The organism is Rhodococcus cercidiphylli (genome assembly GCF_033042225.1).
GTDB lineage: Bacteria > Actinomycetota > Actinomycetes > Mycobacteriales > Mycobacteriaceae > Rhodococcoides.
In genome coordinates this window covers 145,896-160,548 of record NZ_JAWLKE010000004.1, presented here as the reverse complement: position 1 = coordinate 160,548, position 14,653 = coordinate 145,896, and the positions used below count along the sequence as shown (strand labels likewise).

Here is a 14,653-nt window from a genome sequence, read left to right as displayed (position 1 = left end):
CGACGTTCGCGCGACAACGAAGGAAATTCGATGAAACGATTCGACGCTGTCGGCACACCCGCTCTTGCCGCCACGTGGGTTCGACCCCCGTGGCCGCTCGCGGAGATCGTTCGGGCCAAGCGCGGCCGGACCGTGTCCGTTGTGCTCCCGGCGCTCGACGAGGAAGACACCGTCGCCGGCGTCGTCTCCTCGATCACTCCGCATCTGGGCGGCTTGATCGACGAGGTGGTGGTTCTGGATTCGGGGTCGACCGATCGCACAGCGCAACGGGCACGCGGTGCAGGGGCCACAGTGGTCTCGCGGGAGGAGGCGCTCCCGGGCACACCCGTTGTGCGCGGCAAGGGTGAAGTGCTGTGGCGAGGGGTGGCCGCCACCTCGGGCGACATCGTCGTGTTCGTCGATTCCGACCTGGTCGAGCCGGGCTCGCACTTCGTCCCTTCGCTGGTCGGCCCATTGTTGATGACAGAGGGCCTGGAGCTGGTGAAAGGCTTCTACCGCCGGCCGCTGACGATCGGCGACAGCACGGACGAGGACGGCGGGGGCCGCGTCACTCAACTGACGGTGCGGCCCCTGCTGACCGCACTGGTTCCGGAACTCGCGGGAGTGTTCCAGCCGCTGGGCGGCGAATACGCCGCCACCAGGCAATTGTTGGAGTCCCTCCGGTTCGCCCCGGGCTACGGAGTCGAAATCGGTCTGTTGTTGGACACCTATCACCGGCTCGGCGCAAGCGCGATCGGACAGATCGGCCTCGGGACCCGTCGGCACCGGAACCGGCCGACCTCCGAACTGGCCGTCATGAGCCGCCAGATCGTCGCCACGATGTTCTCGCGGCTCGGCCTGACCGATTCGGGAGCCGGTTTCACGACGTTCGAAACGTCCGGAAATCAGCTCTCCACGAAGATCGCACCGCTCTCACTCGTCGACCGCCCACCGTTGATCACGCTGGACCAGTACACCCGCACCGCCCGACGTCATGCGATGAGCCAGCCCGTCTGATACGAACGCACCCCCCACCGTCGAACATGGTGAGGGGTGCGAGCGTCGAACTGCGGAGCTACTTTCCGGTCTCCGCGGCGCGCAGGTCCTTACGCAGAATCTTGCCGGCCGCGGACTTCGGGACGATGTCGATGAACTCGACGCGTCGTACCTTCTTGTGCGGCGACACGCGCTCGGCGACGAAGGCGATGATGCCCTCTTCGTCGATGGTGGCACCCTGCTGGCGGACGACGAATGCCTTGGGGATTTCTTCGCCCTCGTCGTCGAGCACGCCGATGACGGCGGCGTCGGCGATCTCCTCGTGTGTCAGCAGCAGAGCTTCGAGCTCGGCCGGGGGCACCTGGTAGCCCTTGTACTTGATCAGTTCCTTGAGGCGGTCGACGATGTAGACGACGCCCTCGGGATCGACGACGGCGATGTCGCCGGTGTGCAGGTAACCGTCGGAGTCGAGGGTTTCTGCGGTGGCGGTGGGGTTGTTGAGGTACCCGACCATCACGTTCGGTCCCTTGACCCACAGCTCACCGGGCTTGCTCAATCCCTCTGCGGGCAGCTCGATCTCCTCGAGCGTGCCCGGGTCGACGAGCTTGTTCTCGGTGTTCGCCAACGGCTGACCCACCGAGCTGAGCGGCATGTCGTCGCGATCGAACGGGATGGCGTGGCTGACGGGGCTGAGCTCGCTCATGCCGTAGCCCTGACGCACTCGCGTGTTCAGACGCTTCGCGACGGCCTTGCCGAGCTCCTCGTCCAGCGGTGCCGCACCGGAGAAGATGGTGTGCACGCTGGAGAGGTCGTACTGATCGATCATCGGGTGCTTGGCGAGCGCGACGGCCACCGGCGGTGCGATGAACAGGTACGTCAGCTTCTGATCCTGAATGATCCGCAGGAATTCGACGAGGTCGAACTTCGGCATCGTCACCAGGTGCGCGCGCAGCTTGAGGGCGATGTTGAGCAGCACCGTCAGGCCGTAGATGTGGAAGAACGGCAGCAGCGCCAGGATCGCGTCGTTGCTGTCGATGCCCACGCGCGGTTCCATCTGCGCCACGTTCGCGACGAGGTTGCGGTGGGTGAGGATGACGCCCTTCGGCACACCCGTCGTACCGGAGGAGTACGGCAGCACCGCGACGTGTGTCGCCGGATCGAACGAGACCTCGGGGGCAGGTGCACCCTGGGTGAGCAGGTCGCGCAGGTTCGGGTGGCCCTCTGCGCCGTCGAGCACGATGACGTGATCGGCGTCGAGGCCGACCTTCTCCGCGGCAGCCTTGGCCTGCGGGTACAGCGGGGACACGGTGAACAGGAACTTCGCGCCGGAGCCGGTGAGCTGCTTGGCGATGTCCTCGGCCGTGTACAGCGCGTTGATGGTCGTTGCGGTTCCGCCTGCGCGCAGGATGCCGTGCAGCACCGACGCGAATGCGGGCACGTTCGGCGAGTGGAGTCCGACGACGTCGCCGACTTCGAGTCCACGTGCGGCCAGAGCACCCGCGATGGCGTCGATCTGACCGATCAGCGTCTTGTACGTGGTGACGTCACCCGAGGTTCCGTCGATCAGTGCAGGCTTGTCGAGGTCGGACTCGGCGATCGATCCGAACAGGAAGTCGTAGACGCTGAGGTCGGGAATCTCGACATCGGGAAAGGGACTGCGGAAGCTCATGGCTCTCCTTCGAAAAACTGCGGCAACAATGACCGAACCCTACAGTGAAAGCGGTCACAACGGACAGCGACCCTACCGCCGAGTCAGGTAGTGCGGGCGCTAACTTCGCGACGCATACGGTTTGCCTGCCGCGGCCGGCCCACGAACGTGGCCCACCAGGCCTGCGACGGCAAAAATGGTCACCACGTAGGGCAGCATCAACATGAATTCGCTGGGCACGGGCGAGCCGATGATGCCCAGTACGTTCTGCAGGTTCGACGCGAATCCGAAGAGCAGTGCGGCCAGCGTCGCGCGTACCGGATCCCAGCGACCGAAGATCACTGCGGCGAGAGCGATGTAGCCGGCACCGGCTGTCATCTCCTTGCCGAAGGCACCGACGGAACCGAGGGTGAAGTACGCACCACCGAGTCCGGCGATGGCACCGGCGAGGCAGACGTTCCAGAACCGGGTGCGTGCGACGTTGATTCCGACGGTGTCGGCGGCTTGTGGATGCTCGCCGACGGCGCGCAGTCGCAGTCCCCACTTGGTGTGGAACAGGCCGAAGAACACGAGCGCGACGGCGATGTACATCAGGTACACGATGAGTGTCTGCCGAAACAGGACCGGTCCGAGAATCGGAATCTGCGAGAGCACCGGGATGTCGATGCGCCCGAACCGTGGTGGCGAGTTGAGCGTCTCGGCGTTCTTGGTCAGCACCACCGAGTACAGGAAGCTGGTCAACCCGACGACCAGCACGTTGAGCACCACACCCACGATGACCTGGTTGACGAAGTAGCGGATGGAGAACACCGCCAGCAACGACGCGGTCAGCGCTCCGGCTACCAGAGCGGCGAGCAGTGCGACGTAGGTCGAACCGGTGATCGACGCGACGACGGCGCTGACGAAAGCACCAGCGAGAAGCTGACCTTCGATGGCGATGTTGATGACGCCGACTCGCTCGGAGATGACGCCGCCCATGGCACCGAAGATCAGGGGCGTACTCAAAGCGACTGCACCGATGAGCAATCCGGGAACCGGGATGGTCTCGCCATCCGCTGCCCAGGCGAGGAAACCGAAGACGAACAGCACCGCGAACACTGCCAGCAGCCACAGTGGCGTCGAGCGGTACTGCGAGGCGAGGAACGCCGCGTACGCGGTGATGACAGCGAGCAGCACGACCACGACGAGACCGGTGCCGTACGACGGCACGCCCACTGCCGGCAGTGCGAAGAAGTCGTCCTCCGACGCCAGTGCGAATGTGCTTGTTCCCGAGCCCTTTCGGACCACGAACAGCAGCAGGGCCAGCAGCGTCACGAGTCCGAGGATCGACGGGACCTTCCAGCTCCGGCCGAGTACCGCTTCAGCGGCGGTGTCGGTCGAGGTGGTCACAGTGCACCCACCTTCGCGGTCTCGGCTTTCGCGAGTTTCTCTTCTCCTGGTTTCGGCAATCGGAACACCGCTCGCACGAGCGGCGGTGCGGCGATGAACAGCACGATCACGGACTGCACGACGAGCACGATGTCGATGGGGATGCCCTCGCCTGCCTGCATCGCGAATCCGCCGGCCTTGAACGCGCCGAACAGGATTCCCGCGACGAACACGCCCCACGGTTTCGATCGGCCGAGCAGTGCGACGGTGATGGCGTCGAATCCGATGCCTGCGTCGATGTCGGCGCTGAAGCCGGTGGTGACGGTGCCCAGTACCTGCGACACTCCGGCCAGACCGACGAGCGCACCGGACATGATCATGGCGTACAGGTAGATCCGGTTGACGTTCATACCGGCAACGCGGGACGCGTGCGGGTTCTCGCCGACGGCGCGAAAACGGAATCCGAGGCTCGATCGCTCGAGCAGCCACCACACCGCGATCGTCACGAAGATCACCAGCACGAAACCGAGGTGCAGGCTGTATCGGTCGCCGAAGAGCTTCGGGAACACCGCCGTCGACGCGATGGGCGCGGTCTTGGGGTTGTTCGATCCCGGGGCCTGCAGAGCGCCGGGAGTACGCAGGAGGTACGCGACGAGATAGAACGCGATGTAGTTGAGCATGATGGTGACGATCACCTCGTGTGCGCCGGTGCGCGCCTTGAGGAATCCGGCGATGCCGCCCCACACCGCGCCGCCGAGAACACCGGCGAGAACGGCGACCAACAGGTGCAACCCGGCAGGCAGGTTCACGCCGAACCCGACCCAGCCGGCGCACGCCGCGGCGATGAGCATCTGGCCTCGACCACCGATGTTGAACATGCCGACACGGAAGGCAAGGGCCACACCGAGTCCGGCGACGATCAGCGGGGTGGCGAAGGTCAGCGTCTCCATCAGTGGCCGGATGCCGTTCTCGAATCCGGGTCGTCGGAAGTTGTAGACCGAACCCTGGAACAGCGACGAGTACGCCCCGGAGACAGAATCCCAGATCGCCGTCAGCATGTCCGAGGGACGGGAGAAGAAGTACCCGGCCGATTCCTGGACGCCGGAGTTGGTGGCGGCGATGAGCACCGCACCCACGATCAGCGCGAGGAGTACTGCGAGAACCGAGATGATCGCACTGCCGGTGAAGATCTGCCGAAGCACCACATGCGCTTTCGACGGTTCCTGGGATTTGGGGGGCTGTTCGGCCTCACTCACCACGTTCACCGCCCATCATCAAGCCGAGTGTTTCGCGGGACGTATCCCCGGGGACGATTCCCACGATTGCTCCTCGATACATGACGGCGATGCGGTCGGCCAGTGCGGCGACCTCGTCCAGTTCGCTCGACACCACGATGACCGGGATCCCCGAATCCCGGGTGGCGACGATGCGCTTGTGTACGAATTCGATGGATCCCACGTCGATTCCGCGAGTGGGCTGCGCTGCGACGAACAGACGCAGGTCTCGGCTCAGTTCTCGCGCGAGCACAACCTTCTGCTGATTGCCACCGGACAGGCGTCCGACGGCGGTGCCGATTCCCGGTGCGCGCACGTCGAATTCGCTGAGCTTCTCCGACGCGAACGTCTCGAGGTACTCGCGCTGCACCGCACCGCGCCGCACGAACGGCATGCTGTTGGAGCGATCGAGCATCAGGTTCTCGGCGATGGAGAATTCACCCACCAGTCCGTCGACGGTCCGATCCTCCGGAACGAAGCCGACGCCCGCGTCGAGCACGTCCTGCACCGTCGACCCGACCAGCGATCGGCCGTCGAGGCTGATCTGTCCGGATACGTTGTCCTGCAACCCGAGTAGGGCTTCGACGAACTCGGTCTGACCGTTGCCCTGCACACCGGCGATGGCCAGGATCTCCCCCGCCGCGACTTCGAGGCTGACGTCGTCGACGGTCTTGTTGCCCTGGGCGTCGAAGACCGACAGGTTCTCGATGACCAGTGCCGCGTCCCCCGGCGTGGCCGGATCCTTCGAGACGGTCAGCTGCACATCGCGTCCCACCATCAGTGCAGCGAGCTCGGTGTTGCTGGCGGTCGGCTTCGCTTCTCCGACGACCTTGCCGAGCCGGATGACGGTGATCTTGTCGGCTACTTCGCGTACTTCGCGCAACTTGTGGGTGATGAAGACGATCGTGGTGCCCGACGCCGCGAGTTCCCGCATGATCCGCATCAGATCGTCGGTTTCCTGCGGAGTCAGGACGGCCGTCGGCTCGTCGAACACGAGCACCTTGGCCTCACGAGAGAGTGCCTTGACGATCTCGACCCGCTGCTGCACGCCGACTGGGAGGTCGTCGACGAGAGCATCGGGATCGAGGTCGAAGCCGAACCTCGCGGATATCTCCCGCACCAGCTTCCGCGCTGCCACGAGGTCGAGACGTCCACCGAGCGAGGTGGTTTCGTTGCCGAGCACGATGTTCTCGGCAACGGTGAACACCGGAATCAGCATGAAGTGCTGATGCACCATGCCGATCCCGGCAGTCATGGCCTCGCCCGGTCCGGCGAAGTTCTGCTCGACGTCGTCGAGCAGGATCTGGCCCTCCTCGGCGCGATACAGACCGCTGAGCACGTTCATCAACGTGGACTTGCCTGCACCGTTCTCGCCGAGGAGGCAGTGGATCTCGCCGGATTCGACAGTCAGATCGATGTGGTCGTTGGCAACCAACGAGCCGAATCGTTTGGTGATACCGCGAAGTTCGAGCTTCATGAACTACTTGGGTGCCGAGGGAGACTCGACGGTGATGGATCCGTCGATGATGCCGGCCTTGATCGTGTCCAGCTCGCCCTGCAGTGCGGGGTCGACCTCGGACTCGAAGTCGTGGAACGGTGCGATACCGACGCCGTCGTTCTCCAGGGTGCCCACGTACGGGGTGTTGTCGAATGCATCGGCACCGGAGTTGGCGACGACCTCGTTCACACTGGTCTTGAGCCCCTTGGTCACCGAGGTCAGCAACAGGTCGCCGACCGACGGGTCGGATTCGAAGACGTCGGCGTCGGCGCCGATGAGGGCGACCGGACGCGAGGAGTCCCGAATGGCCTGTGCCGCACTCTGATAGATGGGTCCACCGACCGGGAAGATGACGTCGGCGTTCTGGTCGATCAGACCCTGGGCGGTGTTCTTGGCGACCTCGTTGGCGGTGAATCCGCCGGTGAACGAGCCGTTCTGCGAGGGCACGTCCCAGCCGATGACGCGGACTGCCTCGCCCTTCTGCTCGTTGAAGTAGTTCACACCGTCGGCGAAACCGTCCATGAAGATGGTGACGGTCGGCAGCTGGGAGCCACCGAACGTACCGACCACTCCGGTTGTGCTGTAGCTGGCGGCCGCGTAGCCGGCGAGGAATGCGGACTGCGACGCGTCGTAGGTCAGTGGCTTGACGTTCGGCAGATCGATGGTGGAGTCGTCGATGATCGCGAAGTCGATGTCGGAGTTGGCCTCGGCGGCGACCTTGGTGGCGTCGGCCAGATCGAATCCGACGGTGACGATGAGGTTGCAGCCCTGATCGACGAGGTTGTTGATGTTGGGGCCGTAGTCGGTGGGCGACGCGGACTCGACGGTGCGTGGCTCGACGCCGAGCTCCTCGGAGGCTTCGGTCAGGCCCTCGAACCCGAGCTGGTTGAACGACTTGTCGTCGAATCCGCCACTGTCGGAGACCATGCAGGGCAGGAAGTCACTCGATCCGCCTCCGCCCGATCCTTCGTCTTCGGGGGCAGATCCACAGCCTGCGATCAGGGCGATGGCACCGAGCGACGCGACGCCGCCGAGTGCTGCCTTCCGCGTACTCGTGCGGGTAACGAATGACAAGATGTCCTCCAATTTAGGTGTACTTCGTCTGGGTCGGGACGCTACTCGCGCGGGCGAGGGTGCGCAGGATTTCACTCAGGTGTCTTGTCGGGCACGGCCTTCTCGGAAGAGAGATCGTCGGGCAAGCTGCCGCCTTCACGGAGTATTCGTGCTTCGTCCTCACGCACCATCACTGCCGGCCCCGCTGCCACCACCGAGGGGTTCGGCGGAGTACCGGGCTTGAACACGTTGAAGAATACGTTGAGTACCACCGCGACGATGCTGGCGGCACTGATTCCGGAGTGGAAGATCGTGACGAACCAGTCCGGGAACTCGTCCCAGAAGTCGCTCGCGACAACAGGTATGAGGCCGAACGCCAAGGTCACCGCCACGATGACCACGTTGGAGTTGTTGTCGTAGTTCACCTTGCCGAGGGTGCGGATACCGCTGGCCGCGACGGTTCCGAACAGCGCGATGCCGGCACCGCCGAGAACCGGAAGCGGGACGACCCCGACGACGGCCGCGAGAATCGGCGAAAGGCCCAGCAGCGCAAGCACGCCACCGCCCATCGCGACGACGAAGCGGCTCTTGATGCCGGTCATCGCGACCAGGCCGACGTTCTGTGCGAAGGCCGTGGCCGGGAAGGTGTTGAAGATCGGGGCGACGGCAGAGGAGACCATGTCGGCGCGCAGGCCGTCGCCGACGCGCTTGGAGTCGACATCGGTTCCGACCACTTCGCCGACGGCGAGGATGTCGGCGGTGGTCTCGACCATGATCACCAGGATGACGATGGTCATCGACACGATCGCGCCGATCGCGAAGATCGGTGAGCCGAAAGCGAAGGGTGTCGGGACGGCCACCACGGACGCGTCGGCGACGCCGTCGAAGTCGGTCCTGCCGACGATCAGGGCCGCGATGGTGCCGACGACGAGTCCGAGCAGGATCGACAGCCGCGACAGTCCGGGGATCTTGGTCATCACCAACACGGCGAGGAGGGTGAACATCGCCAGCCCGATGTTGCCGGGGTCCAGATAGTTCGGGTTCGGTGCTCCGCCCACCATCTCCTGGCCGGTGATCCAGCGCGCGGCCACCGGCATCAGGGACAGTCCGATGACGGTGATGATGCTTCCGGTCACCAACGGCGGAAAGAAGCGAACGATCTTGGAGAAGAACGGAGCGATGGCCAATCCGATCAGCGCGGCCACCAGAACGGCTCCGAGTACCGTTCGCAGTCCGGTTCGCCCGTCCTCCGCGCTGCCGATGATCGTCAGAACCGTCGAGACCGACGCGAACGAAATGCCCTGCACGAGCGGCAGTTGCGAGCCGAAGAACGGGATGCCGATCGTTTGCAGCACAGTTGCCACGCCACTGACGAACAGTGCGCAGGAGATCAACAGTGCCTGATCGGTCCCCGACAGTCCGGCCGCTCCACCGACGATGATCGGAACGGCGATGACGCCGCCGAACATCGAGAGAATGTGTTGCAGGCCGTAGCCGAACATCTGCAGCACCGGTGGGCGAGCGTCCTCTGGCCTGGTCATGGCCCTAGGCTAGGAACCGGACGTTACCGGCAGCAACGCCGTCCCATTTCCGGCGAGTTACGCTTCCCGCTTGTCCACCAGGTGCTCGAATGCCTTCAGGTTCGCCAACGATTCGCCGCGCGAGACGCGCCATGCCCATTCGCGTTTGATGGACTCGGCGAATCCCAGTTCGAGCAGCACGTTGAAGTCGCCGTCCGCGGCTTCGAGGGTCTGTCCGAGAATGCGATCGAGTTCGTCACCGGTGACGGCGTGCAACGACATTCGGCCGACGAGGTAGATGTCGCCGACCTTGTCGATCGTGTAATGGACTCCGTACAGGCGGCGGTTGCGTCGCAGCAGGTACCTGTACACGCCCTCGAAGTTCTCGTCGGGTTTGCGGCAGACGAACGCCTCGATGCGGACCCCGTGATGCCCGACGGTCAGCATCGTCGTCGTCTTGAGTTTGCGTTCCCCCGGCAGCTCGACGGTGAACACGTCACCGCGCCGGGTGTAGTCCAGCTCGCGGTCCTTCAGTGCCCGGTCGATCAGTTCGGCAGTCTCGCTCATGCAGTCACAGCTCCTGATCTGCGTAGTTTCGACAATCCTCGGACGCGGCGCGGAGAGAACTCGCTCGGTCCCTCACCGCGGTCGAAGTGGAACTTGGCCTGCCGGTAGCTCTCGATGAGTCCGTCGGCGGTGTGCTCCCACGAGAAGTTGCGGGCGTGCAGCGGTGCTGCGGTCGCCATGTCGGCCAACGCAACTGGGTCCGACAGCATCGACGACAGCGCATCCGCCCAATCGTCGGTGCGGTGGCCCTGCACCAGGCGTCCGGTCTCGCCCGACCGCACCGCCACGCCGAGTCCGCCGACATCGGCGGCCAGGACAGGAGTTCCGCAGGCCTGGGCTTCGATGGCGACCAGGCCGAACGATTCGTTGTAGCTCGGCACGGCGACGATGTCCGCGGCGCGGTAGATCTGGGCCAGTCGCGCCGACGGTTGCGGCGGCATGAACGTCACCCGAGCAGCTATCCCCAGGTTCTCGGCCAGATCGATGAGGCTGTCGGGTCGATCCAGTCCACTGCCGGACGGGCCGCCGACGATGAGGACCCGCAGTGGTGTTCTCGGATTGCGCTGCAGCACTTCGGCAGCCGCGGCGATCAGTACATCGGGGGCCTTGAGCGGCTGGATGCGTCCGACGAATGCGACGATCGACTCGTCGGGATTCAACCCGAGTTCGGCGCGCGCCGCCAGCTTGTCCCCCGGATTGTATCGCGCCAGATCGGCTCCCGGAGCAACCACGTCGATCGAACCCTGCTGCGCCCCGTAGATCTCGACGAGGGACTTCGCTTCCTCGGTGGTGTTGGCGATGAGCCGGTCCGCCTCGGCCACCACTTGCTGCTCACCGATCTGACGCGCGGCGGGCTCGGGCGAGTCGCCCTGCGCCAGAGACGCGTTCTTGACCGCGGCGAGAGTGTGCGCGGTGTGGACCAGGGGCACTCCCCAGCGATCGCGCGCCAGCCAGCCGACCTGCCCCGAGAGCCAGTAGTGCGAATGCACCAGGTCGTAGTAGCCGGGTTCGTGGCGCGCTTCCTCGCGCAGCACCCCGGCTGCGAAGGCGCACAGCTGCGTGGGCAGGTCGTGCTTGTCCAGGCCCTCGAACGGACCCGCGACGATGTTGCGCACCAGCACACCGGGAGCTGCCTCGACGACGGGAGCATCGGTCGACGCCGTCGCGCGGGTGAAGATCTCGACCTCCACACCTCGTTTGGCCAGCTCTTTAGCGCTCTGCAGCACGTAGACGTTCATGCCGCCCGCATCGCCCGTTCCGGGCTGCGCCAGCGGGGAGGTATGCAAGGACAACACAGCGACCCTGTTCAGCTGGCGTCCAGTCACTTCTTCAGTGTGCACGCCTCCACATTACGTCTCGATAACTACCCCTTCTCACGGCTGGCCCTGCGTCACACCGAGACCGTCGACGAACTCGCTCACCTCGGTGAGGAATCGCTGCGGATCGGCTACGAACGGGCCGTGGTCGACGCCCTCCCAGTACGACGCCACCGCCGTGGGAATCAGCTCAGCAGCGTGCCGTCCGGCAGAGACGTCGACGACGGTGTCCTCGGTTCCGTGCAGCACGAACGCCGGGATGTCGAGGCCGCGCAGCAGGTCGTCGTGGCCGACCGCTCGATCGAACAGGGCGGCGCGAACCCGTGGCCTCGTGGACAGTGTCAGCCCGAACAGCGCCTGCGCTTCCGTACCCTTACCTTCCGTTGGCCCGGTCAGCGCGTGCCCGAAACTCCCGAGCGCCTTGATCGCGACGCGAGGCTCCTCGGCCATCGCCCCGGGGATCGCCGCTCGCATCGCCGTCCCGACGCGGCCGCCTGCCTCTCCCCTACCGATGCTGGTGATCGCGCCGACGAGCACGATGCCCGATACCGCGCCCGTGCCGTGTTCGGCTAGGTAGTCGCAGATCACCAGTCCGCCGTACGACCAACCCAGCAGCACCGCGTCGGCGGTGATGTTCTCGGCGGCCAGCACGGCAGCCACGTCTCCCGCCCAGTTCTTCGGGTTTTCGTAACCGGCCGACGGGGCGTCGGAGTAGCCGTGTCCGCGTAGATCCACCGCGACAACGCGATAGCGCTCCGCCAGGTCGGCCAGCAGTCCCTCGCCCCAGCAGGCCGAGCTCTGCGCCCACCCGTGCAGCAGGATCAGTGGCCGCGCCGCAGGGTCACCGCTGACGCGGTAGACGATGTTGACTCCGTCGATGCCGGTGGCCTGACGAACCGGTCCTGCCGTAGGGATGCTTGTATCGGGCTTGCTCATAGTGGCTGAACCTACGCGGCGGCCCTGCGCATCGAGGCGAGCGGATCGGAGTACAGGGCGCTGAGGGAGACCACGGTCGCGGCATACTCCTGCACCTTGTCACCGAAGCCGGTCACCCGAATGTCCCTGCGCTCCAACGTCGAATGGGCAGCGAATGCCCGTCCCACGTGCGGTATTCCGGCCGGGTACGCCGTGAACGCCTGGCCTCCGAGTACGACGCGATCCGGATTGAACATGTCGCGCAGCAGCGCCACCGTCCGACCCAGAATCTGCGCGCGCTCGACGAGCAGCTCCCGCGCCGCCTCCGAGCCGCTCTGCGCTGCTCGATACACCGCAGTGATACTCGGACGAGGTTGCGGCGCAACAATTTTACGGTCCACCGCAGCGGCGACCACCGCTCGATCACTGACGGATGCCTCGAGGCAACCGCGATTTCCGCAGTCGCACAGCGCCGATGATCCGGTGGGTAGATGCGCGATGGAGCCCGGTCCGCTCGTGGGGGTGTGCACGCGGCCGTCGATGGTCAGCGCCATGCCCGCGGTCTCACGGGCGTAGAAGTACAGCGACGTTCCGCTGGTGCTCTGCGCCACATCACCGTCCGACGGCCGCGGCGCAAGGAGCAGCTCCGACGCCGCCATGGCCTCGACGTGGCCGGAGACCGAGATCGGCAGCCCCAGGCCACCGCCGATGATGCCGGCGACTCGGCCGTTCTCCCATCCCAACCGCGGGTGGTCGACGGTGCCGCTCGTGGTGTCGACGCGTCCACCGATCGCCACCCCGACCCACAGCGGGGTGCGGCGATGCCAGCGTCCGGCAAAGGCATGTGCGCTACGGGTGACGGAGGCAAGAGCTGTCTCGGAAGAGCCGGCGGGCGTGGGTATTTCGACGGCACCGAGGATGCGCCCCCGCAGATCGCTGACGGTGATGCCGGTGACGACGGCTCCGATGTGGATGCCGATGGTCGAGAACGGTTCGTGGTTGACCTCGAACGGCACCCGTGGGCGTCCGATTGCCCCCGGTGCCGTCAGGTCTGCGCGCTCACGGAGCAGTCCGACGGCGAGCAGGGCCGACACCTGACGGTTGACCGTGGCGATACTCGAACCGGTTGCGCGAGCGGCACGTTCGCGCGAGATGGGGCCTTCGACGCAGGCGACTCGAAGCACCGACGCGGCGGGACTGTCGGCGATCCGCAGATCGGGTGCGACGAGTTGGACGCGCGATCGAGGCCTCGGCAGAGACCGCAGGGAGGTGGGGCCGGAGTGGTGGTGCAGCGTTGATACGGACATCCGTTGTGGTCCTCAGTGGCAGACCTCCGCCGTGAATGGACAACGACGGAAGAGCGAAGTGATGCAGGTCAAGGGTGAGTGCGGCGGCCACGAAGGGACTACGGCACGCGAATCGACTGCCCGTAGCTCGAAAGGCTAGAGACAGATTCCTTGGCCGGTACAACACAGTTCCCGAGGAAGCGGCAAGCGAGAACCGAGGGACGCGGTCACATAGGTGACCCGCATCGCGGTGGTCTCACTGGCGGACATGAGTCCAAAATTAGCACCCTCGCGTCCGATGTCCAATCGGGCATCGGAAAGCACGGGGTACGCCGGGCATAGAATTTCGCCATGACCTCGTCCGAACACATTTCCCCCGATGCCCGAGTCGCCGTCGTCACCGGAGCGAGCTCCGGCATCGGCGCGGCCACCGCCCGCCAACTCGCCGCCGACGGATTCCACGTCGTGATCGGAGCCCGCCGCCTCGACCGGCTGGAGGAGTTGGCGTCGGAGATCGGTGGTACTGCCCTGGAACTCGATGTGACGGACGAGGATTCGGTCGCCGCCTTCACCGCCGTCATTCCCCGCGTCGACGTGCTGATCAACAATGCCGGTGGCGCGAAGGGCTTGGCCCCCGTGATCGACGCCGACCTCGACGATTGGCGCTGGATGTGGGAGACCAACGTGCTCGGTACATTTCGGGTGACGAAGTCGTTGCTGCCCAAGCTGATCGACTCCGGTGACGGCCTGATCGTCACCATCACATCTGTCGCGGCGTTCGAGGCCTACGACAACGGTTCGGGCTACACCTCGGCCAAACACGCTCAGGCCGTGCTTCATCGGACGCTGCGCGGCGAACTGTTGGGCAAGCCGGTGCGGTTGACCGAGGTCGCGCCGGGTGCCGTGGAAACCGAGTTCTCGCTCGTCCGGTTCGACGGCGACGCAGCCAAGGCCGACGCGGTCTACCAGGGCATCACACCACTGGTGGCGAGCGATATCGCCGAGGTCATCGGCTTCGTGGCCTCGCGTCCCTCGCACGTCAACCTGGACCAGATCATCATCAAGCCACGTGATCAGGCCGGTCCGGGGCGCTTCTCCCGCAAGTAGTGCGCTGCGCGCAGTGGTGGGGGGGGGGGGGGGCCCGGCGGGGGCGCCCCACCCCCCCCCCCCCCCCCCCCCCCCCCCCCCCCCCCCCCCCCCCCCCGCACAGCCACACCCCCAACACCCACAACC

Annotated in this window: 12 protein-coding genes; 2 read left to right on the top strand and 10 right to left on the bottom strand. The window is 65.5% G+C overall.

Features of this window, described 5'->3' with window-relative positions:
* Positions 1–30 precede the first annotated feature (30 nt).
* Positions 31–996, top strand: a complete 966-nt coding sequence (locus tag R3P95_RS11215; protein WP_317548397.1) for a glucosyl-3-phosphoglycerate synthase — start codon at positions 31–33, stop codon at positions 994–996.
* A 58-nt stretch (positions 997–1,054) separates the two neighbouring features.
* On the opposite strand, the gene R3P95_RS11210 is transcribed toward R3P95_RS11215, so the two are convergent.
* The 10 genes from R3P95_RS11210 to R3P95_RS11165 all read right to left on the bottom strand — a co-directional run bounded on the left by R3P95_RS11210 (position 1,055) and on the right by R3P95_RS11165 (position 13,441).
* Positions 1,055–2,644, bottom strand: a complete 1,590-nt coding sequence (locus R3P95_RS11210; RefSeq protein ID WP_317548396.1) for an AMP-binding protein — start codon at positions 2,642–2,644, stop codon at positions 1,055–1,057.
* A gap of 99 nt (positions 2,645–2,743) precedes the next feature.
* A complete protein-coding gene (locus R3P95_RS11205; protein ID WP_317548395.1) occupies positions 2,744–4,012 on the bottom strand; it encodes an ABC transporter permease in 1,269 nt (422 codons plus the stop codon).
* Positions 4,009–5,247, bottom strand: a complete 1,239-nt coding sequence (locus tag R3P95_RS11200; RefSeq protein WP_317548394.1) for an ABC transporter permease — start codon at positions 5,245–5,247, stop codon at positions 4,009–4,011. Before R3P95_RS11200 ends, R3P95_RS11205 begins: the two co-directional genes overlap by 4 nt.
* A complete protein-coding gene (locus tag R3P95_RS11195) occupies positions 5,240–6,742 on the bottom strand; it encodes an ABC transporter ATP-binding protein (protein WP_300520109.1) in 1,503 nt (500 codons plus the stop codon). The genes R3P95_RS11200 and R3P95_RS11195 overlap by 8 nt, the downstream gene beginning before the upstream one ends.
* Before the next feature lie 3 nt (positions 6,743–6,745).
* Positions 6,746–7,837 (bottom strand): BMP family lipoprotein, encoded by a 1,092-nt coding sequence (locus tag R3P95_RS11190; RefSeq protein WP_300520106.1) that lies wholly within the window; start codon positions 7,835–7,837, stop codon positions 6,746–6,748.
* A 71-nt stretch (positions 7,838–7,908) separates the two neighbouring features.
* Positions 7,909–9,357, bottom strand: a complete 1,449-nt coding sequence (locus R3P95_RS11185; protein WP_269595718.1) for a nucleobase:cation symporter-2 family protein — start codon at positions 9,355–9,357, stop codon at positions 7,909–7,911.
* 57 nt (positions 9,358–9,414) lie between these two features.
* Positions 9,415–9,903, bottom strand: coding sequence for a type III secretion system chaperone family protein (locus R3P95_RS11180; RefSeq protein WP_317548393.1), 489 nt, complete (start codon positions 9,901–9,903; stop codon positions 9,415–9,417).
* The gene (gene mshA, locus R3P95_RS11175; protein ID WP_317548392.1) at positions 9,900–11,228 is read right to left on the bottom strand and encodes a D-inositol-3-phosphate glycosyltransferase; all 1,329 of its coding nucleotides are present in this window, start codon (positions 11,226–11,228) and stop codon (positions 9,900–9,902) included. Before mshA ends, R3P95_RS11180 begins: the two co-directional genes overlap by 4 nt.
* Before the next feature lie 48 nt (positions 11,229–11,276).
* On the bottom strand, positions 11,277–12,155 hold the full coding sequence (locus R3P95_RS11170; protein ID WP_317548391.1) for an alpha/beta fold hydrolase: 879 nt from the start codon (positions 12,153–12,155) through the stop codon (positions 11,277–11,279).
* 11 nt (positions 12,156–12,166) lie between these two features.
* Positions 12,167–13,441, bottom strand: a complete 1,275-nt coding sequence (locus R3P95_RS11165) for an ROK family protein (RefSeq protein ID WP_317548390.1) — start codon at positions 13,439–13,441, stop codon at positions 12,167–12,169.
* Between the two features lie 330 nt (positions 13,442–13,771).
* Here R3P95_RS11165 and R3P95_RS11160 point away from each other — a divergent pair, with 330 nt between their 5' ends.
* Complete coding sequence (locus R3P95_RS11160; protein ID WP_317548388.1) at positions 13,772–14,527, top strand: SDR family oxidoreductase; 756 nt, start codon at positions 13,772–13,774, stop codon at positions 14,525–14,527.
* Positions 14,528–14,653 lie beyond the last annotated feature (126 nt).

Excerpts from the sequence above, each read along its gene's own strand:
- R3P95_RS11215 (WP_317548397.1), top strand. The coding sequence starts at position 31 with ATGAAACGATTCGACGCTGTCGGCACACCCGCTCTTGCCGCCACGTGG.
- R3P95_RS11210 (WP_317548396.1), bottom strand. The coding sequence starts at position 2,644 with ATGAGCTTCCGCAGTCCCTTTCCCGATGTCGAGATTCCCGACCTCAGC.
- R3P95_RS11195 (WP_300520109.1), bottom strand. The coding sequence starts at position 6,742 with ATGAAGCTCGAACTTCGCGGTATCACCAAACGATTCGGCTCGTTGGTT.
- R3P95_RS11185 (WP_269595718.1), bottom strand. The coding sequence starts at position 9,357 with ATGACCAGGCCAGAGGACGCTCGCCCACCGGTGCTGCAGATGTTCGGC.
- R3P95_RS11180 (WP_317548393.1), bottom strand. The coding sequence starts at position 9,903 with ATGAGCGAGACTGCCGAACTGATCGACCGGGCACTGAAGGACCGCGAG.
- R3P95_RS11170 (WP_317548391.1), bottom strand. The coding sequence starts at position 12,155 with ATGAGCAAGCCCGATACAAGCATCCCTACGGCAGGACCGGTTCGTCAG.
- R3P95_RS11165 (WP_317548390.1), bottom strand. The coding sequence starts at position 13,441 with ATGTCCGTATCAACGCTGCACCACCACTCCGGCCCCACCTCCCTGCGG.
- R3P95_RS11160 (WP_317548388.1), top strand. The coding sequence starts at position 13,772 with ATGACCTCGTCCGAACACATTTCCCCCGATGCCCGAGTCGCCGTCGTC.